Source organism: Streptomyces sp. NPDC051662 (assembly GCF_040681655.1).
GTDB lineage: Bacteria > Actinomycetota > Actinomycetes > Streptomycetales > Streptomycetaceae > Streptomyces.
Genome location: NZ_JBFAZD010000013.1, coordinates 129,791 through 156,190 on the forward strand (window position 1 = coordinate 129,791; position 26,400 = coordinate 156,190).

Annotated in this window: 23 protein-coding genes; 9 read left to right on the forward strand and 14 right to left on the reverse strand. The window is 70.6% G+C overall.

From position 1 onward, the window contains the following. Positions 1-58: 58 nt before the first annotated feature. The 5 genes from AB0M67_RS22735 to AB0M67_RS22755 form a co-directional block, all read right to left on the reverse strand. Complete coding sequence (locus tag AB0M67_RS22735) at positions 59-1,339, reverse strand: cytochrome P450 (protein ID WP_365748070.1); 1,281 nt, start codon at positions 1,337-1,339, stop codon at positions 59-61. After that, the gene (locus tag AB0M67_RS22740) at positions 1,336-1,950 is read right to left on the reverse strand and encodes an ATP/GTP-binding protein (protein WP_365748071.1); all 615 of its coding nucleotides are present in this window, start codon (positions 1,948-1,950) and stop codon (positions 1,336-1,338) included. Before AB0M67_RS22740 ends, AB0M67_RS22735 begins: the two co-directional genes overlap by 4 nt. Next, positions 1,931-2,290 carry a DUF742 domain-containing protein gene (locus tag AB0M67_RS22745; protein ID WP_365748073.1) on the reverse strand — a complete coding sequence of 120 codons (360 nt, stop codon included), beginning with the start codon at positions 2,288-2,290 and terminating at the stop codon, positions 1,931-1,933. The genes AB0M67_RS22740 and AB0M67_RS22745 overlap by 20 nt, the downstream gene beginning before the upstream one ends. Further along, entirely contained in the window at positions 2,287-2,706 is a 420-nt protein-coding gene (locus tag AB0M67_RS22750) for a roadblock/LC7 domain-containing protein (protein ID WP_351401052.1), read from the reverse strand. The genes AB0M67_RS22745 and AB0M67_RS22750 overlap by 4 nt, the downstream gene beginning before the upstream one ends. A gap of 118 nt (positions 2,707-2,824) precedes the next feature. Further along, complete coding sequence (locus AB0M67_RS22755) at positions 2,825-4,660, reverse strand: ATP-binding protein (RefSeq protein ID WP_365748075.1); 1,836 nt, start codon at positions 4,658-4,660, stop codon at positions 2,825-2,827. Positions 4,661-5,267: 607 nt separating this feature from the next. Between AB0M67_RS22755 and AB0M67_RS22760 the strand changes: the two genes are divergently transcribed. From AB0M67_RS22760 to AB0M67_RS22770, 3 genes are all read left to right on the forward strand, one after another. Further along, on the forward strand, positions 5,268-5,840 hold the full coding sequence (locus AB0M67_RS22760; protein ID WP_365748077.1) for an XRE family transcriptional regulator: 573 nt from the start codon (positions 5,268-5,270) through the stop codon (positions 5,838-5,840). 45 nt (positions 5,841-5,885) lie between these two features. Beyond that, entirely contained in the window at positions 5,886-6,440 is a 555-nt protein-coding gene (locus AB0M67_RS22765) for a YbaK/EbsC family protein (RefSeq protein ID WP_365748079.1), read from the forward strand. Positions 6,441-6,578: 138 nt separating this feature from the next. Further along, positions 6,579-7,790: a helix-turn-helix transcriptional regulator gene (locus AB0M67_RS22770; protein ID WP_365748080.1), complete on the forward strand. Its 1,212-nt coding sequence runs from the start codon at positions 6,579-6,581 to the stop codon at positions 7,788-7,790. Between the two features lie 801 nt (positions 7,791-8,591). Here the strand turns inward: AB0M67_RS22770 and AB0M67_RS22775 are convergent. From AB0M67_RS22775 to AB0M67_RS22800, 6 genes are all read right to left on the reverse strand, one after another. Next, positions 8,592-8,999 (reverse strand): CoA-binding protein, encoded by a 408-nt coding sequence (locus AB0M67_RS22775; protein WP_365748082.1) that lies wholly within the window; start codon positions 8,997-8,999, stop codon positions 8,592-8,594. A gap of 51 nt (positions 9,000-9,050) precedes the next feature. Beyond that, complete coding sequence (locus AB0M67_RS22780; protein WP_365748084.1) at positions 9,051-9,662, reverse strand: response regulator transcription factor; 612 nt, start codon at positions 9,660-9,662, stop codon at positions 9,051-9,053. Positions 9,663-9,709: 47 nt separating this feature from the next. Continuing rightward, positions 9,710-10,948: a histidine kinase gene (locus AB0M67_RS22785; protein WP_365748085.1), complete on the reverse strand. Its 1,239-nt coding sequence runs from the start codon at positions 10,946-10,948 to the stop codon at positions 9,710-9,712. 148 nt (positions 10,949-11,096) lie between these two features. Beyond that, positions 11,097-13,463: a TOMM precursor leader peptide-binding protein gene (locus AB0M67_RS22790; protein ID WP_365748086.1), complete on the reverse strand. Its 2,367-nt coding sequence runs from the start codon at positions 13,461-13,463 to the stop codon at positions 11,097-11,099. Beyond that, a complete protein-coding gene (locus AB0M67_RS22795) occupies positions 13,460-13,636 on the reverse strand; it encodes a hypothetical protein (RefSeq protein WP_365748087.1) in 177 nt (58 codons plus the stop codon). Before AB0M67_RS22795 ends, AB0M67_RS22790 begins: the two co-directional genes overlap by 4 nt. 228 nt (positions 13,637-13,864) lie before the next feature. Continuing rightward, positions 13,865-14,848, reverse strand: a complete 984-nt coding sequence (locus AB0M67_RS22800) for a winged helix-turn-helix domain-containing protein (RefSeq protein WP_365748089.1) — start codon at positions 14,846-14,848, stop codon at positions 13,865-13,867. A gap of 289 nt (positions 14,849-15,137) precedes the next feature. On the opposite strand from AB0M67_RS22800, the gene AB0M67_RS22805 reads away from it, so the two are divergent. Continuing rightward, positions 15,138-15,539 carry a cold shock domain-containing protein gene (locus AB0M67_RS22805; protein WP_365748091.1) on the forward strand — a complete coding sequence of 134 codons (402 nt, stop codon included), beginning with the start codon at positions 15,138-15,140 and terminating at the stop codon, positions 15,537-15,539. Positions 15,540-15,691: 152 nt separating this feature from the next. Here the strand turns inward: AB0M67_RS22805 and AB0M67_RS22810 are convergent, their stop codons facing one another. Both AB0M67_RS22810 and AB0M67_RS22815 read right to left on the reverse strand, forming a co-directional pair. Beyond that, positions 15,692-16,489: an ABC transporter permease gene (locus AB0M67_RS22810; RefSeq protein WP_365748093.1), complete on the reverse strand. Its 798-nt coding sequence runs from the start codon at positions 16,487-16,489 to the stop codon at positions 15,692-15,694. Beyond that, positions 16,486-17,454, reverse strand: a complete 969-nt coding sequence (locus AB0M67_RS22815; protein WP_365748095.1) for an ABC transporter ATP-binding protein — start codon at positions 17,452-17,454, stop codon at positions 16,486-16,488. Before AB0M67_RS22815 ends, AB0M67_RS22810 begins: the two co-directional genes overlap by 4 nt. Positions 17,455-17,541: 87 nt before the next feature. On the opposite strand from AB0M67_RS22815, the gene AB0M67_RS22820 reads away from it, so the two are divergent. The 5 genes from AB0M67_RS22820 to AB0M67_RS22840 all read left to right on the forward strand — a co-directional run bounded on the left by AB0M67_RS22820 (position 17,542) and on the right by AB0M67_RS22840 (position 24,227). Next, positions 17,542-17,952 (forward strand): GntR family transcriptional regulator, encoded by a 411-nt coding sequence (locus tag AB0M67_RS22820; RefSeq protein ID WP_365748097.1) that lies wholly within the window; start codon positions 17,542-17,544, stop codon positions 17,950-17,952. Positions 17,953-18,109: 157 nt separating this feature from the next. Further along, on the forward strand, positions 18,110-19,213 hold the full coding sequence (locus AB0M67_RS22825; RefSeq protein ID WP_365748098.1) for a DUF5808 domain-containing protein: 1,104 nt from the start codon (positions 18,110-18,112) through the stop codon (positions 19,211-19,213). 32 nt (positions 19,214-19,245) lie between these two features. Then, entirely contained in the window at positions 19,246-19,866 is a 621-nt protein-coding gene (locus AB0M67_RS22830; protein ID WP_365748100.1) for a YigZ family protein, read from the forward strand. Between the two features lie 144 nt (positions 19,867-20,010). After that, positions 20,011-21,177: an exonuclease SbcCD subunit D gene (locus AB0M67_RS22835; protein WP_365748102.1), complete on the forward strand. Its 1,167-nt coding sequence runs from the start codon at positions 20,011-20,013 to the stop codon at positions 21,175-21,177. After that, positions 21,174-24,227 (forward strand): SMC family ATPase, encoded by a 3,054-nt coding sequence (locus AB0M67_RS22840; RefSeq protein WP_365748104.1) that lies wholly within the window; start codon positions 21,174-21,176, stop codon positions 24,225-24,227. Before AB0M67_RS22835 ends, AB0M67_RS22840 begins: the two co-directional genes overlap by 4 nt. A gap of 128 nt (positions 24,228-24,355) precedes the next feature. Here the strand turns inward: AB0M67_RS22840 and AB0M67_RS22845 are convergent, their stop codons facing one another. Further along, a complete protein-coding gene (locus AB0M67_RS22845; protein ID WP_365748105.1) occupies positions 24,356-26,038 on the reverse strand; it encodes a DUF885 domain-containing protein in 1,683 nt (560 codons plus the stop codon). Between the last annotated feature and the right edge of the window lie 362 nt (positions 26,039-26,400).

Consider the following 26,400-nt stretch of genomic DNA (forward strand, 5'->3'; position numbering starts at 1 on the left):
CCCGGGTTTCCGGGCCCGGCGGCCGTACGCCGGCGGCTGACCGGCGGGTACGGCGCCGCTACTGCACGACCGGGGTGAAGCTCACCGGCAGCGCGGCCAGCCCCCGCATCCAGATGGACGGCCGCCACTTCAGCTCGTACGGCTCGACCGCGAGCACCACGTCCGGCAGCCGTTCGAGCAGCGTCTCGACCGCGGTGCGCGCGATGACATCGGCCAGCAGCGGGGCCGGATAGGGGCAGCGGTGCTCACCGTTGCTGAACGACAGATGCGCGGAGTTCTCCGGGCCGATATGGCCCTCCGGCCAGATCTGCGGATCGGTGTTGGCCGCGGCGAGCCCCAGGACCAGACAGTCGCCCGCCTTGATGTGCCGGCCGCCGAGCTGGGTGTCGCGCACCGCCCACCGGCCGATGAAGTTCTGCGTCGGCGTGTCCAGCCACAGCACCTCGTTCAGCGCCTGCCCGACACTGAGCCGGCCGCCCGACACGTTCAGCGCGAACCGGTCGTCGGTCAGCAGCAGTCGCAGCGTGTTGCAGATCCAGTTGGCGGTCGGCTGCTGCGCGGCGGCGATGACGGTGATCAGGTCGACGACCATCTCCTCGTCCGACAGCCCGGCCGGGTGGCTCAGCATCCGGGAGGTGATGTCGGACCCCGGGTTGTCCCGCTTGTCCTTGACCAGCCGCTGCATCCGCTCCATCACCCGCACATAGGCGGCGACCGGGTCGTCACCCTCGGCGGCGTCCAGCGAGATCCGCAGATCGCGGACCAGATCATCGGTGTCGACGCCATCGGCCGGCATTCCGCAGAGCCGGACCACGGCCCGCATCGGCAGCGCGTGCGCGAACGCGCTCATCAGCTCGGCCTGCCCGCTGCCGGCGAAGGCGTCGATGAGCCCCTCGGCGATCTCCCGGCAGGTATGGGCCAGTTCGAACTGGTCGACGGCCTCCAGCGCCTCGGTGATCACACCGGCCCTGCGCTGGTGCTCCGGTCCCTCGGCGAACATCACCGACGGCTGATAGCCGACGAAGGGCATCAGCGGCCAGTCGGGCGGGATCGACGGCCACTGGTTCCAGCGCCGTGAGTCCCGGGCGAACAGCTCGTCATGGTTGGTGACATACGAGACCTCGGTATAGCCGAGCACCAGCCAGGCGGGGATGCCCCCGTCGAGCACGACGGGCGCGATCGCGCCGTGCTCCCTGCGCAGGGTGCGGTACAGCTGCGACGGGGTCTGCTGGTACTCCAGGCCGCTCAGCGCGACAGCTCCCTCCTGCGCGCCGGCGTGCGCGGGGCACCCGGGTGGCGGGACGGCGTGGTCGAGGGAGGGGTCTGCGGGGTCGGTCATGGGGTCATCTCCCGGGCCATCGCCAGTTCGTAGAGGTGGTCCACGAGGGTGATCAGTACGTTCTTGCCGGACGAACGCACCCGCGCGTCGCAGTCGATCAGCGGGACATGATCGGGCAGCGAGAGCGCCTGCCGGATCTCCGCCAGTGAGAACGCCGAGACATCGTCGTCGAACCGGTTGACCGCGACCACGAACGGTGTCCTGTGGTGCTCCAGCCGGTCGATCGCGTACCAGGACTCGCTCATCCGCCGGGTGTCGACCAGCACGACCGCGCCCAGTGTGCCCGAGAAGAGCCGGTCCCAGAGGAACCAGAATCTCTCCTGTCCCGGCGCCCCGAACAGATAGAGCACCATACGGTCGTTGAGGCTGATCCGGCCGAAGTCGAAGGCCACGGTCGTGGTGGTCTTGGTGGTCAGCCCGGCCGTCTCGTCGACACCGACCCCGGCCTGTGTCATGACCTCTTCGGTGTTGAGCGGCCGGATCTCGCTCACCGAGCGTACGAGCGTGGTCTTGCCGACCCCGAATCCGCCCACGATGACGATCTTGAGACCGGTCTCGGCGGCGTCGGCCAGCGGGGTACGGGCCGGCAGCTCAGAGGTTACGGAGTCCATGGAGCACCTCCTTGAGAAGGGCGGAGTCGGGCAGCTCCGCGGAGCGTGCCGCACGGGGATGCCGGGCGGTGATCCGGCCCGTCGCGAGGAGATCACCGAGGAGGATCCGTACCACCGTCACCGGTAGCCGCAGCTCCGCAGAGATCTCGACGACCGCTGTGGGATGACGGCACAGTTCCAGGATCCGGACATGCTCCGACTGCATCCCCGGCGTCGGTTCGCACTCGCTGACGATCAGGGTGACCAGATCGAACGAGTCGTCGTCGACCCGGCTGCGGCCACCGGTGACGGTGTACAGCCGGTCGGGATCCCCGGTGTCGACGGGCCGGCGGGGGGTCATGACGGAGAACTCTCCTGGACCGACGCACGCGGCTCGGCCCGCAGATGCTCACCGATCTGCTCGACCAGCTCGGTCATCTGATGGCCCACCACGCCCGGATCGGCGCCGTCCTCGGCCACGACCGCGAGATGCGCTCCGTCACCGGCCTCGACGATGAACAGCAGCCCGCCGTGGAATTCCGTCATCGAGTGCCGTACGCCGCCGGTGCCGTTGCCGAACTCCACCGAGGCACCCTGGGCGAGCGCCTGGATACCGGAACAGATGGCCGCCAGCTGATCGGCCTGGTCGAGGGTGAGGTGACGGCTCCAGCAGAGCTTCAGCCCGTCACGGGAGAGCACCAGCGCGTGCCGGGTGCCGGGGGTGCGTTCCAACAGGCTCTCAAGGAGCCAGGTCAGGCTGTTGTCAGTGGTCTGCATGGTGTGCGTGGGGCGGGTGATACCGGGCTGACCGGTCACCCGCCCGTGTCTCCAATCTCGCGTTCCGGTGGGGGAAGGGCGCCAAGACCCCGGGCGCCGTACGGGGAGAGGGCGGCTCTTATTCGGCCGGGGTCCCGGACGTACCGTCAGGTTCCCTCGTACCGCCGGTTCCGGACGCGCCCTGGGTGCCGTTGGCACCAGACGGGCCCTTCGACGGGCGGCGCGCACGGTGGAAGGCGCCGAACTGCGAGCCCGCGTCGCGGCCCGGCCGGGCGCCGTCGCTCTCCGACTCCGACTCCGGCTGCGGCCGGCCTCGGTCGGCGGCGGCCATGGTGCGGCCGGGCGGGCGGACCGGCAGACCGTTGGGCGTCGCCACGCGGGGGCCGTCCCCCGGCGAGGACGGGGAGGGCGGGACGGAAGGGTCCGACGGGTTCGACGGGTTCGACGGCTTCGACGCGGAGGGCGGTACGGGGGAGACCGAAGGGGCGGACGAGTGGGACGGGGCCGACTGGGCCGCCGTGCCTCGTGGGGCCGGGGTGACCGGCGGGTCGGCGAGAACCGTCGCCTCCGGGGCCGGGCGTCGCAGGGAGTGCTCCGGTGCCATACCGCGCTGCTGGGCCATGAGCTGCGGCGGGAAGAGCACCACGACGCCCGTACCGCCACGGGACGAGGGCCGGTAGTTGACACTGATGTGGTACTTCGCGGCCAGCCTGCCGACCACGGCGAGCCCGAGCCGGGTGCCCTGGAGCATCGCCAGGTCGGTGACCCGTCCCGAGACGGACTCCTCGGCGCGCCGCATCGCGGCGGCGGCCATCTTCAGACCGCTGTCCTCGATGGTCACCACGATTCCCGCGGTGCGCTCCTCGACATAGACATGGACCTCGTCGATCGGCGGGGAGAAGTTCGCCGCGTTGTCCATGAGTTCGGCGAGGAGATGCATCACGGGCTCGGCGGCGAACCCGGCGATCGCCGCGCTGCTCGAACAGTGCAGCCTGACCCGCTGGTACGCGGCGATCCGGCCCACCGCGCCGCGCAGGATGCTCTCCATGGCGATCGGCTTGTTCCAGGCGCGGCTCGGGCGCCCGCCCATCAGCAGGGCCAGCCGGTCGGTGAGCAGTCCGAGCTGTGAGGTGTTGTGGTCGAGCTTGAGGAGGTCCCCGAAGACCTCTTCTCCGTAACGGTCCTGCATCTCGCGCAGATCCGCGAGCATGCTCACGGCCTTCGCCTGCACCCGGCTCAGCGCCTTGGCGCTGGCCGCCTGCGCCGCCGCGGCCCGTCGCTCGCTGGTGGCGAAGTTCCTGACCACGGTGTCCAGCAGGATCCGCAGCCGTGGATCGGTGGGCGGCTCGATGGTGCCGAGTACGGTGTCCGCGGAGCCGCCGGAGCGCAGCCCGCCCAGCGCGTCGGGAAGCGTCTTGGCGGTGAGCAGATCCAACTCGTCGGCGGCCCGCGTCAGCTGGGCGACGGCCCGCTCGCTTTCGGCGGTCGCGTCGGCGGCGCGCCGTGCGGAGTCGGCGATCTCGTTCGTGAACATCTCAAGCAGGCGCCGGAGTTGGGGATCGGACGGCGCCGGGGTGGACTCCAGGGTCTCGTCGGCGCCCGCGCCGTCCCGGACTCTCTTGACCACCGCGGGCAGCGCGACATTCAGCAAATGCGCCGAGTCCGCGCCGAGTTGGGTCAGTCGCGACTGCGCCGCCCGTGTCTCGTTCTCGGCGGTGGCCGTGGTGCGTCGACGGCCGCGCAGCAGCAGCGCGGCGGTGACGGTCGTGGCCGCCAGGCACGCCCAGGCGACGGCGACGGTGGCGGCCACCCAGCCACGGGCCGCCGACGGCGCCGTCGCGGCCACGGCGCCTCCCGCCGCGGCGGACACCACCAGCAGGGCCAGGGGTACGGCGAGCGGCAGAGTCCGTGCCCTGCGTATGCGGCGCGGGCGGGGGGCGACAGGCACTGACATTCCGCGGTCCCTCGGGTGCTTGAGTGCGGGGGATAAAGACCGGCCGACCAGCGCGCTTCGGCCGCACGGGCGGGATCTGACACCGATGGGGACGGTGATCTTCCGCACCACATGTGGCGCTCATGCTAACCACGCGGCGCGCTTGTGGAACACACAGAACGCCCGGAGCCCACTCAACGGAGGAGTTCGTCCCGAAGTCACCCACCGGCCAGGGTGGGCATGGTAAATAGAACGAATCGCTGAAGCCTCTGTCATATGCGCCAACATCGCGTCCGCTGTGCCCGAAGTGGGTATGCCGATGTCCGTTCGGCGCTCCGGACGGCTGTCGACGGCCCGTTGAGGCCCGGTGTGGTCAACTGTTTTCAGCCAACCGTACGGTCACATTGGCCACGTTGAGCCCCACGGGAAGTCCTCGGGATACCACACCTTAGGGGTGAGCCTCACCGTACGTCGCGCCCGACCTACTCGATGTCCCGCAGAACCGTTTCCACCAGCGCGAGCGATACGCGATCGTAGGGGACCTCGCAGTACAGTGCGATGAACGATGGGGTGCATCACGCCATAGTGCAGTCCGTTGAACTATCTCATTGAATATATTGGATGGAACGTGTCGGACCTCGATCAGCTCACCCAGTCGCTCGCCCGCAATCTCAGACGCTGGCGTGGTGAACGGGGCTTCACCCTCGACGCCCTGGCGGCCAGGGCGGGGGTCAGCCGTGGAATGATCATCCAGATCGAGCAGGCCCGTACCAATCCCAGCGTCGGCACCACCGTCAAGCTGGCCGACGCGCTCGGTGTCTCGATCACCACCCTCCTCGACTACGAGCAGGGCCCACAGGTCAGGATCGTGCCGGCGGACCAGGCCGTACGGATGTGGTCCACACCCGCGGGCAGCCACACCACGCTGCTCGTCGGTACCGAGGCCCGCGGACCACTCGAACTGTGGCGATGGGTCCTGCTGCCGGGGGAGGCCAGCTCCTCCGACCCGCATCCGCCGGGCACCACCGAACTGCTCCATGTGACCGCCGGGGAACTGACGCTGGTCGTCGACGGCGAACCGCACACCGTACCCGAGGGCGCGTCGGCGGCCTTCGAGGCGAATGTGCCGCACGTCTATCGCAACGAAGGTGCCGGGACCGTCGAGATGATCATGTCCGTGTCGATCCCGCCCGTACGCTGAGACGCCCGGTCCGTGGTGACGGGGCGGCTTGTTAGCGTGGCGTCCATGCGCGCTCCCCTGGGAAACTTCGACAATGCCAGACCCGCCCCTGACTGCCTCGAAGAACTGACACCGCCCGTCGCCGACGCCGTACGCGCCTGGCGCGGCGACGTCCCCGCCGAACAGCTGGTGTACGTCGACACCGACCCGGCGATCGCGGACACGGCGGTCTTCGCCGAGCACCACGGCCCCGGACTGCTGGACCGGTCCGCGAACTGCGTGGTCGTGGCGGGCAAACGGGGCGGCGAGTCGACGCTCGCGGCGTGTGTCGTGCTCTCCCGCACCCGCGTCGACGTCAATGGCGTGGTCCGCCGGCAACTGGGCGCGCGCAAAGCCTCGTTCGCCGCGATGGACACCGCTGTGGGCGAGACCGGCATGGAGTACGGAGGCATCACCCCGATCGGCCTGCCCGCGTCCTGGCCGCTGCTGGTGGACTCCGCGGTGCTCGACACCGAATGGGTCCTGATCGGCAGCGGCCGGCGCCGCGGCAAGCTGATCGTGCCGGGCAAGGTCTTCGGCGGCCTGCCGGGCGCGGTGGTGCTGGAGGGTTTGGGCGTCTGACCGCGTCGGGGGACTGTACGGGCCGACCGTACGGGCCCTCACGGGGGGTACGACGAGGCCCTGGCAACTCATCCGTGAGACGCCGGGGCCCTTTTGTGCTGCTGGCACGGGGCCCCCGCGTCGGCGTACCGTCGAGGGGTGAATGAGCACCTTGGGGTCAAGCTTCGGCGGGCGCGGAAACTGGCCGGGTTGACGCAGGAAGGTCTGTCCGAGCGTGCGGATGTGTCAGTCGACGTCATCCGTCAGCTGGAACAGAGGCGGAAGGGATCCGCGAGGCTTCCCACCCTGCACGCCCTGTCGAAGGGGCTCGGTGTAGAGCTGACGTCGCTGTTGGGCGATCCGCCGGGCGTGCCGTCCAACGGAGAAGGTGACCCACCGCAGATGGTGGCCCTCAGACGCGCCATCATGCCCCCGCTGTACGCCCCCGCCCCGGAACCCTCGGGTGTGGAGACACTGACCGTGGAACTCTTGCGTGCTGAGATCGCCGACGCGTGGACGCTCTACCACGACGCGGAGTTCGGCCGGCTGATGGAGATCCTGCCCGGGGTGATCGCGGACGCACGGCAGACGGCGAGCGCCGGCACCGGCGAAGAGCGCGCTGGAGGTCAAGCGGCGCTGGGGAAGGCGCTGCAACTAGGTGGCCACCTGTCGATCCGTATGGGAAAGACCGACCTGGCGCTGTCGAGCCTGGAACGCGCCATAGCCGCTGCGGACGCGTCCTCCGACCCTCTGTTGGGGCCGATGATCGCAAACAGTGTGGCATGGGCGTATCAGCGACAGAACAGGCTGGATGACGCTATTGCCGTGGCTCTCCACGCGGCTGATCGGGTCAAGAGCACCCGCTTCGACGATGCCGAGGGCGTGAAGGTGTGGGGAGGACTGACGATGTCGGCCGCCACGAGTTACGCCCGGAGCCGCGACTACGAACGCGCCGACGCGATGATGCGCGCTGCTGAGAAGGAAGCGGTGCGGGTCGGCAGGATGCCGACGTCGGAGGACAGCCGGATGGTGAGCGTCTTCAGTAAATCGTCGGTGCGAATTGAGCGTGTACGTCTGGCAGTGCAGTTCGGGCACCCCGAGGAAGCGCTGAAGCTGGCCAAGGGGATGCGCCTGTCGAAGGACACGCCTCCTTCGTGGCGTACGTGGCTCCTTCTTGACGTCGCACGCGCGCACACCGACGTCGGTAACGCGGAAGGCGCGGTGAAGGCGCTGGAGTCGCTGCGTCGCTTCGCGCCTACATGGATGCGGCACCACACCCTTGCTGTATCAATCGTCGAAGAGCTGTGGGAGTTGCCGAACCGCCCGACAGGTCTCCGTCCCATCGCCGAGTTCCTGGGTGTCGCTGCCTAGCGTGGCAAAACTAGGCCGTTGCGTCCCTGTGTCGCAGCCACAGGTAGGGCAATGCTCGTCGCAGCCGACCGTTTTGACGGCGGGTCGACGCACGTGTCCCGGCGCCGTGTGCCACACGGTCCGGGACTTGGCAGACGCTGCGAGGAGCGAGACGTGGATCACGTCAGCCACCAAAAGGTGGGCGCGGAACTTGAGTTGACGGGACCTGTTCTGACGCACGCGCTACTCATAGAGGGCAGTGTCCAGCGGGCGTACAACGCCTTCCTCCAGCACGCACAGGCGTGCGCCCCGTGCAGGGCCCTCGGTGTGGACTGTGACGAGGCCGCAGGGCTCCGGACGTCCTGGCGAAGCGCCAAGGATCGGGCGACCCCATGATGTGGATGCGCGTGTACCGAGCGAACGTCGTCACCGGGGAACGGACCGTGGTCAAGGCGCTCCGCACGGTGAAGCCGACGGAGACGCCTGATCCGACGTCGACCTTTCCCCGGTGCGGGTGCCCCCTCCACCGGAAGGACGGAGGGGCGTCCCATGGCACCTGAGACGATCATCCGGCCCGTTCTGTGGACACAGTGAAGCAGCCGGACAAGGCGGCGTACATGACGCTCGTCAGGTGCTGCGCGGGCGTGTGGCTGCTGATCGTGGCACTCGTCGCGATGGTCCTGGCCACCGCCGCGTGGCTGGTCAGGGACTGACACACAGGACTCCGCACTTCCCGCCCCCGGGGGCAGGGCCGGCGCGTGTCACGCCCGTCCGCTCTGCCCCGCGCGAGCCCCCGCGCGGGACGCGACTCGTCCCGTGGGGTCAGTCGAGCAGCGGGATCTCGATCGCGGGGCAGCGGTCCATGACCATGTCGAGGCCCGCCGCGCGGGTGCGGTCGTAGGCCTGTTCGTCGATCACGCCGAGCTGGAACCAGACGGCCTTCGCCCCGATCGCCGTCGCCTCGTCCGCGACCGCGCCCGCCAGCTCGCTGTTGACGAAGACGTCCACGACATCGACAGGGAAGGGGATGTCGGCCAGCGAGGCGTAGCCCTGCTCACCGTGGACCGGCTCGGCCTTGGGATGGACCGGCACGACGCGCTTGCCGTAGCGCTGGAGCACCGCCGCGACGCCGTAGGCCGCGCGGGACTGGTTGTTGGACAGTCCGACCACGGCCCAGGTGTCGCCGCTCTGCGTCAGGATCTTACGGATGCTCTCCGTGTCTGCGTACATGTCCTGAACAACGGCCCACCGCGCCTGGTCATTCCGCCGGACAGACAGGGCCTAGAGCAGCCAGTCCGCTTCCTGCGCGATCCTGATGGCGTCCACCCGGTTCCGTGCGTTGAGCTTGGCCACGATCGTCGTCAGATAGTTGCGTACGGTGCCCGGGGACAGATGCAGCTCCCGGGCGATCTCCTGGGCCTCCGACCCCTCCGCCGCCCTCCGCAGCACCTCTGTCTCCCGCTCGGTCAGCGGCGACTCGGCGCCGTCCCAGGCCGAGAGCGCCAGCTGCGCGTCGATCACCCGGTGGCCGGCGACCACTCGCCGGACCGCCGTGGCCAGTTCCTGGGGCGGCGCGTCCTTGAGCAGATAGCCGGAGACCTGTGCCGACAGCGCGCGCCGGAGCGTTCCCGGCCTGCCCAGGCTGGTGAGGATCAGCGTCCGGCACTCGGGCAGCGACTCCCGCAGCCGGGCAGCCGCCGTCAGTCCGTCGATCCCCGGCAGATCGATATCGATGATCGCGATATCGGGGCGGTGCTCCAGCGCGGCCGGCAGGATATGGTCACCGCGCTCCAGCTCACAGACGACCTTGAGGTCGCTCTCCAGGTTCAGCAGAGCCACCAGCGCTCCACGGACCATGTTCATGTCTTCGGCCAGCAGAATGCGGATGGCCATGAGTGGGGTCCCCTCCTCGGATCCAACCGGGCACGTGGCGCCCATGCCTAGGCCGCGGAGTCCTGAGCGTAGATGTCGTCGTCCACATCGGGCACTCCTCTGATCAGATGGGCGGGCGCCTCGGCCATCAGCCGGAAGGTCCCGTCCGCGCCCCGTGCGATGGAGAGCCGGCCCGACACGGCACGCAGCCGTGTCTCCAGGTTCCCCAGGCCACTGCCGCTGTGCGGCGAGGAGTCGCGGTACGCCGGATCGACACCGTCGTTGGACACGGACAGCCGCACCAGCCCGCCTTCCTGAATGGCCTCGATGTCGCAGACACAGGCGCGTGAGTGCCGCAGCAGATTGGTGATCGCCTCGCGCAGCACCGCGGCGAGTACGGTGTCGACCGGCTGAGTGATCTTCCCGAGCCGGATGGTGGCCCGTACCTTCACATCCGCGGCGGAGAGCAGCGACTGCGCCGAGCCCAGCTCCTGTTCCAGCGAGAGCCCGCGCAGCCCGCTGGCGACCGTACGCACATCGGCGAGCGACTGCCGTGAGATCGCCAGGACTTCGCTGATCTCGTCCATCGCGCGCCGTGGATGCGTCGGGACCAGCCGGTGGATCAGCTCGCTCTTCAGGGTGATCGCGGAGAGGCTGTAGCCCAGCAGATCGTGCAAGTCCCGTGCGAACCGCAGCCGTTCCTGCGTGACCGCCATACGGGTCAGCTCGACCCGGGTGTCGTGCAGCGCGCGGACCAGCTCGGCCATCCGGGAGAGCCCGTACACCACCAGTCCGGTCAGCAGGGTCGACTGGCACAGATAGAAGGCCTCGCGCAGGGGGAGACGTTCCATGATCGGGGGGATGAGCATGCTGATCCCCACCGCTCCATAGGCGAACCAGGCCCGCCTGCCGGGCAGGAGCAGCAGCAGGGACCCCGCGAGAAAACCGGCCATCGCCCCCCACTGGGAGTGAAAGGCCGCGATCGGCAGATAGGTGAGGAGCGCCTGCGTGCCGAGCGTCACCCACTTCTGCCAGGTGGGGGCCCGGCGGGCCGTGGCGCTTGAGTGTCTCAGCTGGAGCAGGAAGATGAGCACCATCCCGACGAGGGACGAGGTCAGGGCGAAGGTGCTGTGATCCACTCCTACGAGATTGACGACGGTGACGCTCAGATAGCCGAGAAGAGCGATCGTCAGGATGACGCGGGCCAGCTGAGGAGCCGGCAGGTCCGGTGGGGTGGTGGGGCCGCGCGTCGCCCCGTTTTTCTCCCCCGGCCGGACATTCTCGGTGCATCCGTCGCGACTTCGCATGATCGTGTGTCTTCGCAGCCTTCCCTGTCGAACCTCCTTGCTACGTGAAGAGCGTAAGTGATCGACGTGAAGGATGTGCCGAGATCAGGCGGTGCCGGGACGAAATCGCCGCTCCGTTACGCGGACTTTACGCGTCCGCTCATGGGAGTCAGACGAAAAGTGGTATGGGGTTCAGCCGATCGTAAGGGGTGGGTTCGGCGCATCTCCCCAGCTCCACCGGTGTGTTGTACAGCCGGCCGGGCGCGAAGCGCGGCCAGAAGGGCCGAAGTCCCGGCACGATCACCTTCACCACGGGGAGACCCAGATCGGGTCGGGTCTGGTCGAGTACGAGCAGCTCCATTCCGTGCGAGCGCGTCAACTCCGTGATGGCGCCGATGTCTTCCAGCAGATCATCGGTCGGGGTGTAGGGCCAGTCGCGCGGTCCGCGGGCCGGAGCGTCCCGATCCGCCCGCAGATAGGGGCGGTTGGCCACCGTGGAGTGGAGCCACCAGTCCAGCGGTTCGGGATCGCTGACGCGGTAGCCACCGCCTTCGGGTGTCACCTCGCCGACGAGGGGGAGCAGTTGACCCATTTCCGTCAGGGCCCTGCGCAGCGCGAGCCGAGGGTCGAAGTGCGCGCCGAAGCCGAAGACGATGTCCTCGGCGGGCTTGTCCGTACGCCGGGACAGGGCCGCGATCACCGGGATGCCCAAGTCCGAGGTGAGGTCCAGGGCCCACACCTCGCGGCGCACCGTACGGTAGCCCTCGCGCAGCCGCTCGATGTACGGCTCCCCGAAGGCGTCGAGATCGACACCCGGCTGCCGGGTCCGGTTGTACCACCACAGCGCCACCGCGTCCCGCTCCACCAGCTCAAGGAACCCCTGGACCAGGGCGTCTTCGGGGCTGCCGCCGGCCGCGTTGCCGTTGGAGTCGGCCGACAGACCGTCCGGCGCCTCCTCCTCGCCGAAGTACAGCATGGAGGTGGGCAGCAGCCGTTGGGTCCGCCCGGTCAGCGACCACACCGGGGTCCAGTCCGTGGGGCGGCGCGCGTCGAACGGCGGTGGTACGTAGTGCAGCCGGGAGCCGCCCGCGTTCCACCGCTCCCTGTCCCTGAGCTGCCGATCGGCGAACAGCTGGCAGGAGTTGGGGTGGATCGCCGCCTCGCCCAGGGCGTGGAGGGAGTCATGGATCACCGGTTCGTCCCCCTGCCGGGTCCCGCTGTAGCGCTCCACCGCCTCACCCAACGCGCTCGTACGGGCCTCCTCGTCCGTGAGCCCCTTTCCGCCGCTGAGGGAGCGCAGCCCGGCCCGCAGCCCCGCCAGGGTCCCGCTGCGCATGGCCAGATTCCGGCCGGAGAGAAAGGCGCTGACGAACTCCGGACTCCCCGGGGCGCGCCGGATCTCCCTGATGATTCCGGTGACGGGATCCACCAGAGATCCGTAGCGCTCCCACATCCGCGTGGGTGTCAGCGCCCGGTGGCCATTGAGGTCCTGTACGGCCTTGGGCCGCGACACCGGCGCGAACGGACCGCCCACCCGCCGGGCGACCAGGCCGGGATCCCCGCAGACCGCGCACTGCGGCAGCCGGGCCACGGGATGGGCCGTGGTGCGCAGCCCCAGAGTGTCCAGTGTGTTCACGGAGCCGTGGGAGGAGGACCGTACCCCCGCCAGCCACTTGGCGGCCTCCAGCACGGCGAGTTGCACGGCGATGGCCCTGCCCGCCGCCAGTGTGGCGTGCGGTCGTCGCGGCGGGCCGTCCAGGCCCAGCGCGCGCTGGAGGGGGCGCTCGGAGTGGCGGTGACCGCGCAGCCGGGTCGCCAGACAGTGCCAGCACGGACCCTCACCGGGGCGGAAGACCGGTCCGATCCAGGGCGTGGCGGAGCCCAGGGCCACCAGCAGCCAGGGCGTCCCCGCCGCGCGGTGCCCGGCGTCGACCTCGCGCAGCGCAGGGGAGAGATAGTCGTCGCACAGGACGAGCGAGAGATCCGCCTCGGTGTCCGGCGGCGCGAGCGTCAGCCCCGAAGCGCGGCACGCGGCGCCGACCTCGTCCAGGTCGACATCGGTCAGGGCCACCGGGCGTACCGACGTCCGGGCGAGCGTGTCCAGCGTATGTGCGCCGTCCAGCCCGGCCAGATCCCAGTAGGCCTCGGCGGCCGGGTCGGGGCAGGGGGGTGCGGTCGGGCTCGCCGCCGCCGTGGAGCTCTCCACCGCCGTGGCACTCTCCGTCCTGGCCGGGCTGTCCGGTGCGGCCGGGCGCAGCCGCAGCAGTCCCGCCGCGTCGAGGGCCCGCAGCGAGGCGGCGGCCTCCTCGGCGGTCAGCGCGGGGGCCGCGTCACGCAGCACCCCGTCAGGACTGCGGGTGCCGTCGAGCAGGGGTACCAGCACCTCGCTGTGGTCCCCGTACAGCGCGGTGACCCCGCGCTCGGACACCAGATAGGCAGCCTCTCCCGGGACGACCGTCGCGCGCAGATGGCTCTTGAAGCCGAGTCGCGCCCCGTCGCCGGTGGACCGCCGGCCGTTCCCCCCTGCCTCGGTCATGCCTGGTGCGGCTCGTGCCCGTTGAACGCGGGGGCGACGGGAGAGGCGTTGATGCAGATGCTCAGCAGCGCGACGCCGTCCTCGGGCATCGAGTCGAGGTCCTCGATGACGAGATGACGCCCGCCGGCCGCCGGTCCGTCCGACCCGAGGAGGGAGGTGATGGCGTTGCTCATAACGATCGTTCCCCTTTCATACTGTCATTTGTCGTGCTGTCAGGTGGCGCGCGGTCAGTCGGCGCGTTGCCATGTGCGTGACCGGTGGCGATTCTCGCGGAATCGATTCTGCGCACAGCGATATGACGGGTAGACAGTTCACGATTCACTGCCGGGGCATGAAGTTTTCACGTCCGGCCCGGCCGTCCGACGACCGCCGGGGCATGTGGAGATGACATGCGGATCGATCTACTGTCGTGCCGTTCTGGGACGCGGTGGTTCCTTCACGGCGGCCGGACGCGTATCGGGACGGGCCGTGGCAGGGGTCTTGCGCAGCCGGCCGCCCAGCAGCGCCATTCCGAGCGGTGTGACCGAATGGAGCGCGCTGTTCCGCACTCGCCGGGTGGTGATCAGCCCGGACTCCCGCAGTACGGAGGCGTGTTGGCTCGCGCTGCCGGGGGAGACGCCGAGCCGCGCGGCGAGCTGGCTGGTGGTGCAGGTGTTGGTCAGCGCGCGCAGGGCGGCGGCGCGAGTCTGCCCGACGAGCGCGCTGAGCGCCTGTCCACCGGTGACCTCCGGGGCATCCGGGACCGCGAACAGACCGGAGACATCCGGCGGTACGGAGAAGACCAACGCGGACTGATCGCTGTCCCGTTCGGCGGCGATGACCCGGCCGACCAGCCCCGGCAGGAACGCCGACGGGTTGAGCAGCAGGCCCTGGCCCCTGAGATGGACGTCACGGTCCGGGCCGTTGTGTATCTCAAGTACCGGTGGGTTCCAGATGATCCGGGGGTGCAGTGTGCCGAGCAACTGCTCGACCCCGCCCGTCATGGCGATGCGTCCATGGGTGTCGCACTCGCTGTCGAGCCGTTCCAGAACGCGGTCCCAGTACGGGGCGACACCGGCCCGCCACATGTCCACGGCCAGCCGGGTCGCGTCCGTACGGGTCAGGGAGAGCGCGGCGAGCGCCGAGGTGTCCGCGTCCGGCGAGGAGTCGAGCAGGAACAGCAGATCGTCCGGTGCCTTGAGGGCCCGGAGCAGTGGGACGAGCGGCCGGTTGAGGGAGGAGGTCTCGCGCAGTCGGCCGAGTGTGTCGGCTCGCCATCGCGCGTAGTCGGGGTTGCGGCAGTGCGTGAGCACACCGAGCGCGAAGACCCCCTCGGCGACGGGGCCGAGTGTGCTCTGCAGCCGGGTTCGAGCGAGATCTGCCGCGGTGAAGTGGATCCTCTGCATGTAACGCCCCCGTAAGCAAGTGGTGAATCCGTGGCGCCGGCAGTGCGGCCGACCGTATGCTCGCCGATGCGCGCCAGGCCCGGCGTGTGTCCAGGGCCTGGGGCGAACCGGGACCCGCAATCGACGTTGCCATGGGGTGAGCTGCGCAGACAGTGTCGGCGTCCTCGAACCGCCATGGCCGATTCATTGCCCGGATCATGAATTCTTCAGGGGTGGCGCCGCGGCGCCAGACGTACGATCCTGGTCGAGCTAGATCAGGGCAGGTTGTGGTGGTCGTGGAGGTGTGGTTGTGCTGAAAACGGGGAAGATCCAGCGGTTCGACGAGACGCGTGGGTACGGATTCATCAACCCGGACGAGGGGGGTGAGGACGTGTTCATGCACGCGAACGATCTGCTGGACGAGAAGTACCTCTACCAGGCGGGCAGGGACGTCGAGTTCTTCGTCGAAATGGGAGAGAAGGGCCCGAAGGCCTCGGAGATCCGTCTGATCCACCAGCCTTCGCGACGTCGGCTCGAACATCTGGGAGGGGACGGCGGGGAGACCGAGGACGAGCCGGGCGCCGATGGGTTCCGGAGCGAACTGACCGACGTACTCCTCGACGCCGACGGATCTCTGACGGCTGATCAGATCAAGCGGATCCGTACCCGGATCGTCGAGCTGGCCCGTGCGCACGGCTGGATCAGCGACTGACCGGTGTGCGGAGCTCCGCGCGGGGAAACGGGCAGCTGGAGCTTGAGCAACGCGGGTGCCCCGGCATGCGGTCCGGGGCACCCGCCCATTGCGTGTACGGGCGATCGCCGGGGAAGGGTGTCCGGCATCGCTCCGTACCCGCGGTCCGGCGGTCAGACCACGTCCCGTCGCATGGGTACCAGTACGGCGACGGCCGCCGCGACGAGAGCGTAACCCGCCAGCAGCAGTCCGCCGCCCACCGGGGACAGCAATGACACCGGACTCGTGGCCAGTTCGTCCGCCAGGACATCAGCGAGATAGGTGAAACCGGTGAGCGAGGCCGTCGCGCCACCAGGCAGCAGCGGGTAGAGCAGATTGACCCCGGGGATCATCATCAGGATCAGTTCGCCCAGATAGAGATAGCCGATCACCACCGCGAGAGCGACGAGCTGATTGCGGATCAGCGCGCCCATCGCCACCCCGAGCAGGGTGTGGACGGCCATCGTCAGCGCCATCCTGAGCAGGAGCTCGATCACCGTGCCGGTGGCCAGCCCGGGGCTGACCCCGCGGACGGCGAGCGCCGCGAAGAACCCCGCGCCCGCGCTGCCGGTCTGCACCAGCCCGTACACCAGACCGGCCGCTCCGAAGGTGACCAGCTTGGCGGTGAGCACCTGCCGGCGCCGCGGGGCGAAGAGGAAGGTGAAGGTGACCGTACGGTGCCGGTACTCCGACGTCATGGCCGCCGTGCCCAGCGCCGCCGGGACGAAGACCGTGAAGCCCAGCATCCCGAAGACCGACAGGACACCCTCCTCCGTCTCCAGGCCCGGCATGGGCGGCGAGAAATTCTCCGGTCCGACGGCGGTCAGCAGCCCGACCATGCCACCGCCCAGGACGACGGCGGTCAGCAGCGCCCACAGCCACCCGCGCGTGGCGAGCAGCCGGTGGAACTCCGCCTCGATCAACGCGCTCATCGGGCATCCCCCTCGGTGTGCGAGGTCAGTTCGAGGAACAACCGCTCCAGGCTCGTGTCCTCCGTGAGCAGTTCATGCACCCGCAGCCCCGCGGCCGACGCCAGATCGGCGATCTGCGCGGTCGCGAGTCCATGCACCCGCAGCGCGCCGTCACGCCCCGTCTCGACGTTCCGAGCCGCCGCCAACCCATGCGGCGTGCCCCGAAGCAGCACCTTCTTGAGCGCCTCGGCGTCGGGGGAGCGGACCAGTACGGTCGAGGGGCTGAGCCGCTCCAGCTCCCGCAGCGGCCCCGCCGCGACCAGCCTGCCGCGCCGGATCATCACGATGTCGTCCACGATCTGCTGGACCTCGCTGAGCACATGGCTCGACACCAGTACGGTGCGCCCCTCGTCGGCGAGTTCGCGCAGGAAGCGGCGCAGCCACGCGATGCCCTCGGGGTCGAGGCCATTGCTCGGCTCGTCGAGCAGCAGCACCCGAGGATCGCCCAGCAGCGCGGTCGCGAGACCGAGCCGCTGCTTCATCCCGGTGGAGAAGGTACGGGTCTTGCGGTGCGCGGCGTGCGCGAGGCCGAGCCGGTCGAGCAACTCCTCGACGCGGCCGGCCGGATGGCGGCCCATGGTGCGGTAGATCCGCAGATGGTCCCGCGCCGAGTGATGGGGGTGGAAGGCCGAGGCGTCGAGCACCGCCCCGACGACCTCGGAGGGCCGGCGCAGCTCCCCGTACCGCTTGCCGCCGACCGTGGCGGTGCCCGCGGTCGGGCGGACCAGTCCGAGGATCATGCGCATGGTCGTGGTCTTGCCGGCTCCGTTGGGCCCGAGGAAGCCGGTGATGGCGCCGGGCTCCACGGAGAAGCTGAGCCCGTCCACCGCGGCGACCGGCCCGAACCGCTTGGTCAGGCCGGTCACTTCGATCCGGTGGCTCGGGTGGTCGACCGGCTCCGCGCCGGAATTCCGCGTTGACGCCATGGGATCCATCCCTCCCTCTTGGGACCCGGTGCCAGGTCCTTCCATGGAAATCTGTTCTAGTAGTTGTACATCAGATAGAGTGAGCTTGTGCGACTAGTGCTCGATCTCGACAGCGAGGCCCCGATCTATCAGCAGATCCGGGACCGGGTGGTGGAGGCCATCGCGGATGGCGTTCTGGCGCCCGGTGCGTCCCTGCCCTCCACCAGACAGCTCGCCGTCGACCTGGCGATCAACTTCCACACCGTGAACAAGGCGTACGACCTGCTGCGGCGCGAGGGCATCATCCGCGTCAACCGCAGGAGCGGAGCGGTGGTCCACCCGGATGTGCGGAGGGCGACGGCGGAACTGCGGGTGGGGGCCGACTGGGAGCGGCGGCTGCGCACGCTCCTGGCTGAGGCGGTGGTACGAGGCAGTACCGACGAGGAGGTCATGGCGTATGTACGGGCGGCCCTGGAGGGGTTCGCCCAACGGAACGAGGAGGGCGGTGGGGAGCGGTGAAGAAGTCCTGGCGGCTTCGGCCGCGCTCCGGCGTGCCCCGGCGTGGAGCGGCGTGCCCCGGCGTGAACCCGTGGTCCGGCGTGGTCCGGCGTCGTCCGGCGCCTCGGGGCCGTACCTCGCCCGGCCGCGCCCCGTCGCTCACGAGAGATTGGATCGGGTGAACACCGTGCTTGTCAGCCTGCTCGTCAACTCCGGCATCCCGCTGGTCCTGGGGGCCACCCTCTACGCCGCGCCGAGCCCGGCGCTCAACGCCCACGCGGTTCCCTTCGGCGTACGGGTGCCGCCCGACAAGGCGGACGCCCCCGAAGTGAGCGAACAACGCCGGCGCTACCGCGCTCTGTTGCTGCCGGCCACCCTCGTTGTCACCGTGGCCGCCCTCGTCATCGGCGCCGTGCTGGACACCGTCGCGGTCGGCGGCGTCGCGGCGCTCGTGCTCTGTGTGATCGCCGCCGCGCTGTGGCTGAGCGCGCACCGCGCCCTCGCCCGCGCGAAGGAGCGGGGCGACTGGTACAAGCACGTACGACAGGGCGTGGTGACGGACACCTCCCTGCGCACCGATCCCGTACGGCTCCCCTGGGTATGGACGATCCCCTCGCTCATGGTGATCCTCGTGACCGCCGTCGCCGGTGCGATCGTCCATCCGCGGCTGCCCGAGACGATGGCGCTGCCGGAGCGCACGTCGAGCGGGACCGTGTACCGGGAGATCACCACCACCTTCTGGACCGTGTTCAGCCCGGTCTTCGCGCAGATCCTGCTGACCGCCGTGGTCATCGGGACCCTCGCCGCCGTCCTGCGCGCCCGCGCCGACCTGGATGTCTCGCGGCCCCGGAGCAGCGCCGCCCGGCACCGCCGCTACCTCGGTCTCACGGCACGCTGTCTGCTGGGTATCGCCGCGCTGCTGAACCTCATGCTGCTCGGGCTGTCCGGGATGATGTGGAGCGACAACCGCACCGGCGCCGTGCTGTCCCTGGTCATCGGCGGGCCGCTGCTCGCGTCCGTCGCCGCGACCGTGCCGCTCATCCGCAACGGCCCGGGTGGCTTCGACGGCTCGGACGAGGGCACCGGTCTGGTGCCGCGAGACGACGACCGCCACTGGTACGGCGTCGGCACCGTCTACGTCAACGCCGACGATCCCGCCGTCCTCGTGCCCCGGCGCGTGGGGATCGGCTGGACCGTCAATCTGGGCAATCTCCGGTTCCTGATCATCTCCGCGGCGGTGCTCGCGATCGCCGCGGGGGCGACCGTCGTGTGCGCGGTGTGATCACCCCCTAGAGGGCCGCATAGGGTGGGGGGATGCAGGAGCAGTACCGGACCGTCGCCCGCGCGGGCGTCCACGAGACCGAGATCAACCGGTCGCGCTTCATCTGCGCGCTGGCGCCCGTGGCGACGGAGGAGGAGGCGCGGGAGTTCGTCGCGCGGATCCGCGAGGAGCACCCGACGGCCACGCACAACTGCTTCGCGTATGTGATCGGCGCCGACGCCTCCGTACAGAAGGCCAGTGACGACGGTGAGCCGGGCGGTACGGCGGGGGCGCCGATGCTCCAGATGCTGACGCGACGCGAGGTGCGCTACACCGCCGCGGTCGTGACCCGCTACTACGGCGGGGTCAAACTCGGCGCGGGCGGTCTGATCAGGGCCTACGGGGGAGTGGTCGGCGAGGCCCTGGACGCCGTCGGGACCCTCACCCGGCAGCGCTTCCGACTGGCGACCGTCACCGTCGACCACCAGCGCGCGGGCCGGCTGGAGAACGATCTGCGAGCGACCGGGCGTGCGGTGCGTGATGTGAGGTACGCCGAGGCGGTGACGATCGAGATCGGCCTGCCGGACTCGGAGATACCGGCGTTCCGGGCGTGGTTGGCCGATACGACGGCAGGGACCGCCGTGCTGGAGCTGGGCGGGGAGACCTTTGCCTGACGTGTGCGACGTACGTGACGTACGTGACGTACGTGACGTACGTGACGTGCGAGACATGAGCGCGGTACGCGACCCCGACGATGTACGTGACGTGTGCGGTGTGCCTGATATGCCCCACATCCGCCGCCCCATGGAGGGCCGGTCTTGAGGATTCTGCACACGTCGGACTGGCATCTCGGACGGTCGTTCCACCGTGTGAGCATGCTCGACGCCCAGGCCGCGTTCCTCGACCATCTCGTGGCCACGGCCCGGGACCGTGCCGTGGACGCGGTCGTCGTCGCAGGCGATGTCTACGACCGGGCCGTACCCCCGCTCAGCGCGGTGGAGTTGTTCGACCGGGCCCTGCACCGTCTCGCCGATGCCGGCGTACCGACCGTGATGATCTCCGGGAACCATGACTCGGCCCGCCGGCTCGGCGTCCTCGCGGGCCTGGTCGAGCGCGCCGGGATCCATCTGCGGACCGACCCGGCCGGCTGCGCCACCCCCGTCCTGCTGGAGGACGCGCACGGCGAGGTGGCCTTCTACGGCCTGCCCTATCTCGAACCGGCCCTGGTACGGGACGAGTTCAAGGTCGCCCACGCCCACCACGAGACGGTGCTCGGCGCCGCGATGGAGCGAGTACGGACGGATCTCGCGGGACGTGCCGCAGGCACCCGCTCGGTCGTCCTCGCGCACGCGTTCGTCGCGGGCGGCGCGCCCAGCGACAGCGAACGGGACATCACTGTCGGCGGTGTGGCGGCCGTGCCCACCGGAATCTTCGACGGTGTCGACTATGTCGCCCTGGGACATCTGCACGGCGCCCAGACCCTTACCGAACGCGTCCGCTACGCGGGCTCGCCGCTCGCGTACTCCTTCTCGGAGACCACGCACCGCAAGACGATGTGGCTGGTGGAGCTGGGGCAGCGGGGCGAGATCGAGGCGGAGCGGATCGACTGTCCTGTGCCACGCGCCCTGGCCAGGATCCGGGGCACGCTCGACGAACTGCTCGATGAACCCCGGTTCGCCCGCCATGAGTTGTCCTGGGTCGAGGCGACCCTGACCGATCCGGTACGTCCCGCCGAGCCCATGGCCCGGCTCACCGGGCGCTTCCCGTACACACTCAGCCTTGTCTTCGATCCGGAGCGGGGCGACGACGACCCGCTCTCCTCCTATGCCCAGCGCCTCGCGGGCCGTACCGACCAGCAGATCGCGGAGGACTTCATCGCGCACGTACGGGGTGGATCCGGGCCCGACGAACCCGAACGCGGCCTGCTGCGGGCCGCGTTCGAGGATGTGCGGGTCGAGTCGGCGGTACGCGAGGAGACCCCGTGAGGCTGCACCGGCTGACCATCACCGCCTTCGGGCCCTTCGCCACCACCGAGGAAGTGGACTTCGACGCGCTCTGCGCCGCCGGGCTCTTTCTGCTGCACGGCCCGACCGGCGCCGGGAAGACCTCGGTACTCGACGCGGTCTGCTACGCGCTGTACGGCGCCGTGCCGGGCGCCCGCCAGAGCCCCGGGGCCACTCTCCGCAGTGATCACGCGCCCGTCGGAACCCCCACCGAGATCGGCCTCGATCTGACCGTGGGCGGCCGTCGGCTGGAGATCGTCCGGCGGCCCGCGCAGCTCCGGCCGAAGAAGCGGACGAAGGGGTTCACCACCGAGAAGGCGCAGAGTTGGCTGCGCGAGTACGACGCGGAGAGCGGTACATGGCGGGCGCTGAGCCGCTCCCACCAGGAGATCGGCGAGGAGATCGGCCAACTGCTCGGGATGAGCAGGGATCAGTTCTGCCAGGTGGTGCTGTTGCCACAGGGCGACTTCGCCCGCTTTCTGCGCGCGGACGCGGAGGCGCGCGGCAAACTCCTCGGCAAGCTCTTCGACACCCGCAGGTTCGCCGCGGTCGAGGAGCGCCTCGCCGAACTGCGGCGCGCCGCCGAGCACCGGGTACGCGCGGGTGACGACCGGCTTCTCGCTGTCGCGCAGCGCCTCGCCCAGGAGGCGGGCGACCGTACGGCGTCCCCGTCCGGCAGCCGTACGGCGTCCTCCTCCGGCGACCGTACGACGCCGCCGCTGCCCGAACTCCGGCCGGGCGACGCCGGGTTCGCCCCGGCCGTCCTGGAGTGGGCGGCGGTCGTCCGCGGCGGCGCCCATGAGTGGTCCGACATCACGGAATCCGCCCTGTCCGCCGCAGAGAGCCGCGCCATGGCCGCCCGGCGCGCGCTGGACGCCCAGCGGGAACTGGCCGCGCTTCAGGAGCGGTCCGCGCAGACGCGGCGCCGCGCCGAGGCGCTGGAGGAACAGCGCCCCGAGCACGATCGGGTGCGGGCCCGGCTGGAGCGTTCCCACCAGGCGGAGCTGGTCGCACCGGCGCTCTCGCTGCGCGCCGACGCGGAACGGGCGCACCGCGCCGCCACCGCCGAGTACGAGCACGCCCGCACCCTGCTGCCCGCCGGTCTCACGGACGCCGGAGCGGAACAACTCGCCGCGTTGGAAGGGAACGTACGCCAGGAGCTGGGCGCGCTCGACGCCGCCCGGCGCGCCGAGCACCGGGACACCGAGATCACCGCCGAGCGCGCCGACCTGGACCGGCAGGCGCGGGCCGACGACGAGGTCCTTCAGGAAGCGGCCGACTGGCTGGCCGGGTGGGAGTACCGGCGCGGCGTCCTCCAGGACCGGGTCGAGGCCGCGCAGGAGGCGGCGACCCACGCGGAACAGCTCGCCGGGCAGCTCGACCCCGCGCGTCAGAGGCTCGAAGCGGCCCGGCGGCGCGACAGCCTCGAAGCGGCGAGCTCGGAGGCCGGGCAACTGCTCAACTCGGCCAGGGAACACACCAATACGGCACATGAGCACTGGCTCGACCTGCGCGGCCGACGGCTGGCCGGCATGGCCGCCGAGCTGGCCGCCCGGCTCGTCGACGGCGAGCCCTGTGCGGTCTGCGGCTCCGCCGAGCACCCCGGCCCCGCGCCGGCCACCGACGGCCATGTCGACCCCGCCGCGGAGGAGGCCGCGCTGGCGGCGTACCGGCGCGCCGACGAGGCCCGTGGGCGCGCCGAGCGCGAACACGCGGCGATACGGGAACGGCACGCGGCGGCCGGCGCCGCGGCCGGTGAGTCGAGCGTCGCGGAACTCGCCACGCTCACCGAGCGGTTGGACCGGGAACACACCGAGGCCCGCCGGGTCGCCGCGGGTACACACGCGGCCCGCGAGGCCCTGGGCCGCGCCGAGCGCGAGTACGAGGGCCGGTTCACCGCGCAGCGCGAGGCCGAGCGACGCGTCGCCGCCCGTACCTCGCGACGCGACGCCCTCGAACGCGAACAGAGCACGCTGCGGGCCGAGTTGAGCCGCGCCCGGGGAGCCGCGGACAGCGTCGCCGAGCGCGCCGCGCAGCTGGCGGACCGGGCCGGCCGGCTCGCCGGGGCCGCCGAGGCGGTACGCGCCGTCGAGACCACCGCGCTCCGGCTCAAGGAGGCCGACGGCCGGGTGGCCGGCGCCGCCTTCCGGGCCGGTTTCGACACCCCGGAGGCCGCCGCGGACGCCCTGCTCACCGACATCGACCGGCGGACGCTCCAGCACCGGCTGGACGACTGGCGGGCCGAGGCCGCCGCGGTCGCCGACCGGCTCGCGGAACCGGAGACCCGGGCCACCGCGGCTCATCCGCCCGCCAGGACGGAGGCCGCGGCAGCCGCCCACAACGCCGCCGAACGCGCCCTGCGCGACGCGTCGTCCGCCGCCACCACCGCCCGGGGCCGCCGCGCCGAGCTGGGCAGACTCTCCCGGCTTGCCGAGGCCGAGGTACGCGCACTCGGCCCGGTGCGCGAGGAGTACGACAGGGTGGCCCGTCTCGCCGGTCTCACCGCGGGCACCTCCACCGACAACGAACGCAGGATGCGCCTGGAGTCCTACGTCCTGGCCGCCCGCCTCGAACAGGTCGCGGCGGCGGCCACCGTACGGCTCCAGCGCATGTCCTCAGGCCGCTACGCCCTGGTCCACTCCGACGCCAGAACGGGCGGCCAGCGGCGCTCCGGGCTCGGGCTCCAGGTCATCGACGCCTGGACCGGCAGCGCGCGCGACACCTCGACACTCTCCGGCGGCGAGACCTTCTTCGCGTCCCTCGCTCTCGCGCTCGGCCTCGCGGACGTCGTCACCGACGAGGCGGGCGGCGTACGGCTGGACACCCTCTTCATCGACGAGGGCTTCGGCAGCCTGGACGATCAGACACTGGACGAGGTCCTGGACGTCCTGGACTCGCTCCGGGAGCGCGACCGGAGCGTCGGCATCGTCAGCCATGTCGCCGATCTGCGCCGCCGTATCCCCACCCAACTGGAGATCGTCAAGGACCGCCACGGCTCGGCGATCCGACAGGGGACCCGGGTGTCTCCCTGAGGAGAGAGCCGCGTGGACAACGGCCGCCACGTCCACCATGGCCGGGCTCATGCCTCTCGGCTGAGCCCGGCCACCCCGTGGCGACATGTAGCCACCCCGTGGCCACTCCGTACCGGAAGGGGGCGGGGTCAGAGCTTCGACAGCTCGTCCACCAGATCGTCGAGGCCCAGCGAGCCCTGCGACAGCGCCGCCATGTGCCACGCCTTCGCGTCGAACGCGTCGCCGTGCGCCCGGCGGGCGTTCTCCCTGCCGAGCAGCCAGGCACGCTCGCCCAGCTTGTAGCCGATCGCCTGGGCGGGCATCGACAGATAGCGGATCAGCTCGCTCTCCACGAAGTCCGCGGGACGGCCGCTGTGATTCCCGAAGAACTCCTGCGCCAGCTCAGGGGTCCAGCGCTCGCCCGGGTGGAACGGCGAGTCCGCCGGGATCTCCAGCTCCAGATGCATACCGATGTCCACGATCACCCGGCAGGCGCGCATCATCTGCGCGTCCAGGTAACCGAGCCTGCGCTCCGCGTCGGGCAGGAAGCCCAGCTCGTCCATGAGCCGCTCCGCGTAGAGCGCCCAGCCCTCCGCGTTGGCGCTGACCTGGCCGACCGAGGCCTGGTAGCGGGAGAGCTGATCGGCGACATGGGTCCACTGCGCGATCTGCAGATGATGGCCGGGAACGCCCTCGTGGTACCAGGTCGACACCAGGTCGTACACCGGGAAGCGCGTCTCGCCCATGGTCGGCAGCCAGGTGCGGCCCGGGCGGGAGAAGTCCTCGGAGGGACCGGTGTAGTACGGGGCCGCCGCGCCGCCCGGCGGGGCGATCCGGGACTCCACGCGCCGTACCCGCTCGGCGAGTTCGAAGTGGGTGCCGTCGAGCGCGTCGATCGCCTCGTCCATCAGCTCCTGGAGCCAGACCCTGACCTCTTCGACCCCCTCGATGTGCTTCCCGTGCTCGTCGAGATGGGCGAGCGCCTCCCAGGGGCCCGCGCCCGGCAGGATCTTCTCGGCCTCGGTCGTCATCTCGGCGCGCAGCCGGTGGTATTCGGACCAGCCGTACGCGTACGCCTCGTCCAGATCCAGATCGGTGCCGTTGAAGTACCGCGACCAGCGGGCGTAGCGCTCACGGCCCACGGTGTCAGGGGCGCCCTCGACGGCGGGCGCGTACACCTCGCGCATCCAGTCCCGCAGCTCGGCGAGGGAGGCGGTGGCGGTGCGCGCGGCGGCGTCCAGTTCGGTACGGAGGGCGTCGGGACCGGCGGAGACGAACTCCTCGAACCAGCCGTGCTCCTCGCCCACCCACTCCGTCAGCTGGCCGATGAAGGTCGCGGTGGCCCGGGGACCGCCCGGCAGCTTGCGCTCCAGGCCCAGAGTGAGCGACTCCCGGTATCCGGCCAGCGCGGCGGGCACGGCCCGCAGCCGCTCGGCGATCGCCGACCAGTCCTCGTCCGTCTCCGCCGGGGTCAGCGGGAACGCGTCGCGGAGATGGTGCACGGGCGAGTGGATGTTGCTGACCAGCCGCAGCCCCTCCTCGGCGTCATGGACGGCGAGTTCGGCCGTCAGACGCTCACGCAGCAGCCGGCCGCAGCGCCGCTCGGCATCGCTGTCCGCGCCCGGCAGCGTTTCGGCCACATCGAGCCGGGCGAGCGTCGCCCGGCCGAGATCGGCGAGTGCTTGCTGTCCGGCCGGGGAGAAGTCGGGCAGGCGACGGGAGCTCTCCGCGACGCCCAGATAGGTTCCGGTGATCGGATCGAGTTCGATGAGTGCGTCGACGTAGGCGTCGGCGACCTGGCGGGGCAGCGCGCTGCCGGAGGTGTCTGACATGCGGACATCCTCGCCGAGGGAGAACTTCCGCGTCACATCCCTGTTTCCGGCGGATCGGTCGGAATGGCCGATGACGGCGACATCGGTGGACCGCCACTCGCCGGAGATCAACGTGGTCCCGGCACCGGCGGCCGAGCGCGTGTCCGGCGGCGCGGCAGGGCCCGGACAGTCGCCCGGCCCGGAGAGACGGATCAGCGCCCATGGCGGGGAGCAGCGCCATGGAACCGCGCCCGTGCCATGGGAAAGGTCCGGATCCGCGCCACGAACGGGCCGATCGGCCGCCGGAGGCGCGGTCAGGAGCAAGAGGAGAGCGGGGCCTCCCGGCCTCGGCCGATTTTGGCCGGATCACGACGTAGCCGACG

Bases quoted from the DNA above. Each gene is read 5' to 3' on its own strand.
- AB0M67_RS22735 (WP_365748070.1), bottom strand. From the start codon at position 1,339: ATGACCGACCCCGCAGACCCCTCCCTCGACCACGCCGTCCCGCCACCC.
- AB0M67_RS22740 (WP_365748071.1), bottom strand. From the start codon at position 1,950: ATGGACTCCGTAACCTCTGAGCTGCCGGCCCGTACCCCGCTGGCCGAC.
- AB0M67_RS22745 (WP_365748073.1), bottom strand. From the start codon at position 2,290: ATGACCCCCCGCCGGCCCGTCGACACCGGGGATCCCGACCGGCTGTAC.
- AB0M67_RS22750 (WP_351401052.1), bottom strand. From the start codon at position 2,706: ATGCAGACCACTGACAACAGCCTGACCTGGCTCCTTGAGAGCCTGTTG.
- AB0M67_RS22755 (WP_365748075.1), bottom strand. From the start codon at position 4,660: ATGTCAGTGCCTGTCGCCCCCCGCCCGCGCCGCATACGCAGGGCACGG.
- AB0M67_RS22765 (WP_365748079.1), top strand. From the start codon at position 5,886: ATGCGCGCTCCCCTGGGAAACTTCGACAATGCCAGACCCGCCCCTGAC.
- AB0M67_RS22775 (WP_365748082.1), bottom strand. From the start codon at position 8,999: ATGTACGCAGACACGGAGAGCATCCGTAAGATCCTGACGCAGAGCGGC.
- AB0M67_RS22780 (WP_365748084.1), bottom strand. From the start codon at position 9,662: ATGGCCATCCGCATTCTGCTGGCCGAAGACATGAACATGGTCCGTGGA.
- AB0M67_RS22785 (WP_365748085.1), bottom strand. From the start codon at position 10,948: ATGCGAAGTCGCGACGGATGCACCGAGAATGTCCGGCCGGGGGAGAAA.
- AB0M67_RS22790 (WP_365748086.1), bottom strand. From the start codon at position 13,463: ATGACCGAGGCAGGGGGGAACGGCCGGCGGTCCACCGGCGACGGGGCG.
- AB0M67_RS22795 (WP_365748087.1), bottom strand. From the start codon at position 13,636: ATGAGCAACGCCATCACCTCCCTCCTCGGGTCGGACGGACCGGCGGCC.
- AB0M67_RS22800 (WP_365748089.1), bottom strand. From the start codon at position 14,848: ATGCAGAGGATCCACTTCACCGCGGCAGATCTCGCTCGAACCCGGCTG.
- AB0M67_RS22810 (WP_365748093.1), bottom strand. From the start codon at position 16,489: ATGAGCGCGTTGATCGAGGCGGAGTTCCACCGGCTGCTCGCCACGCGC.
- AB0M67_RS22815 (WP_365748095.1), bottom strand. From the start codon at position 17,454: ATGGCGTCAACGCGGAATTCCGGCGCGGAGCCGGTCGACCACCCGAGC.
- AB0M67_RS22830 (WP_365748100.1), top strand. From the start codon at position 19,246: ATGCAGGAGCAGTACCGGACCGTCGCCCGCGCGGGCGTCCACGAGACC.
- AB0M67_RS22845 (WP_365748105.1), bottom strand. From the start codon at position 26,038: ATGTCAGACACCTCCGGCAGCGCGCTGCCCCGCCAGGTCGCCGACGCC.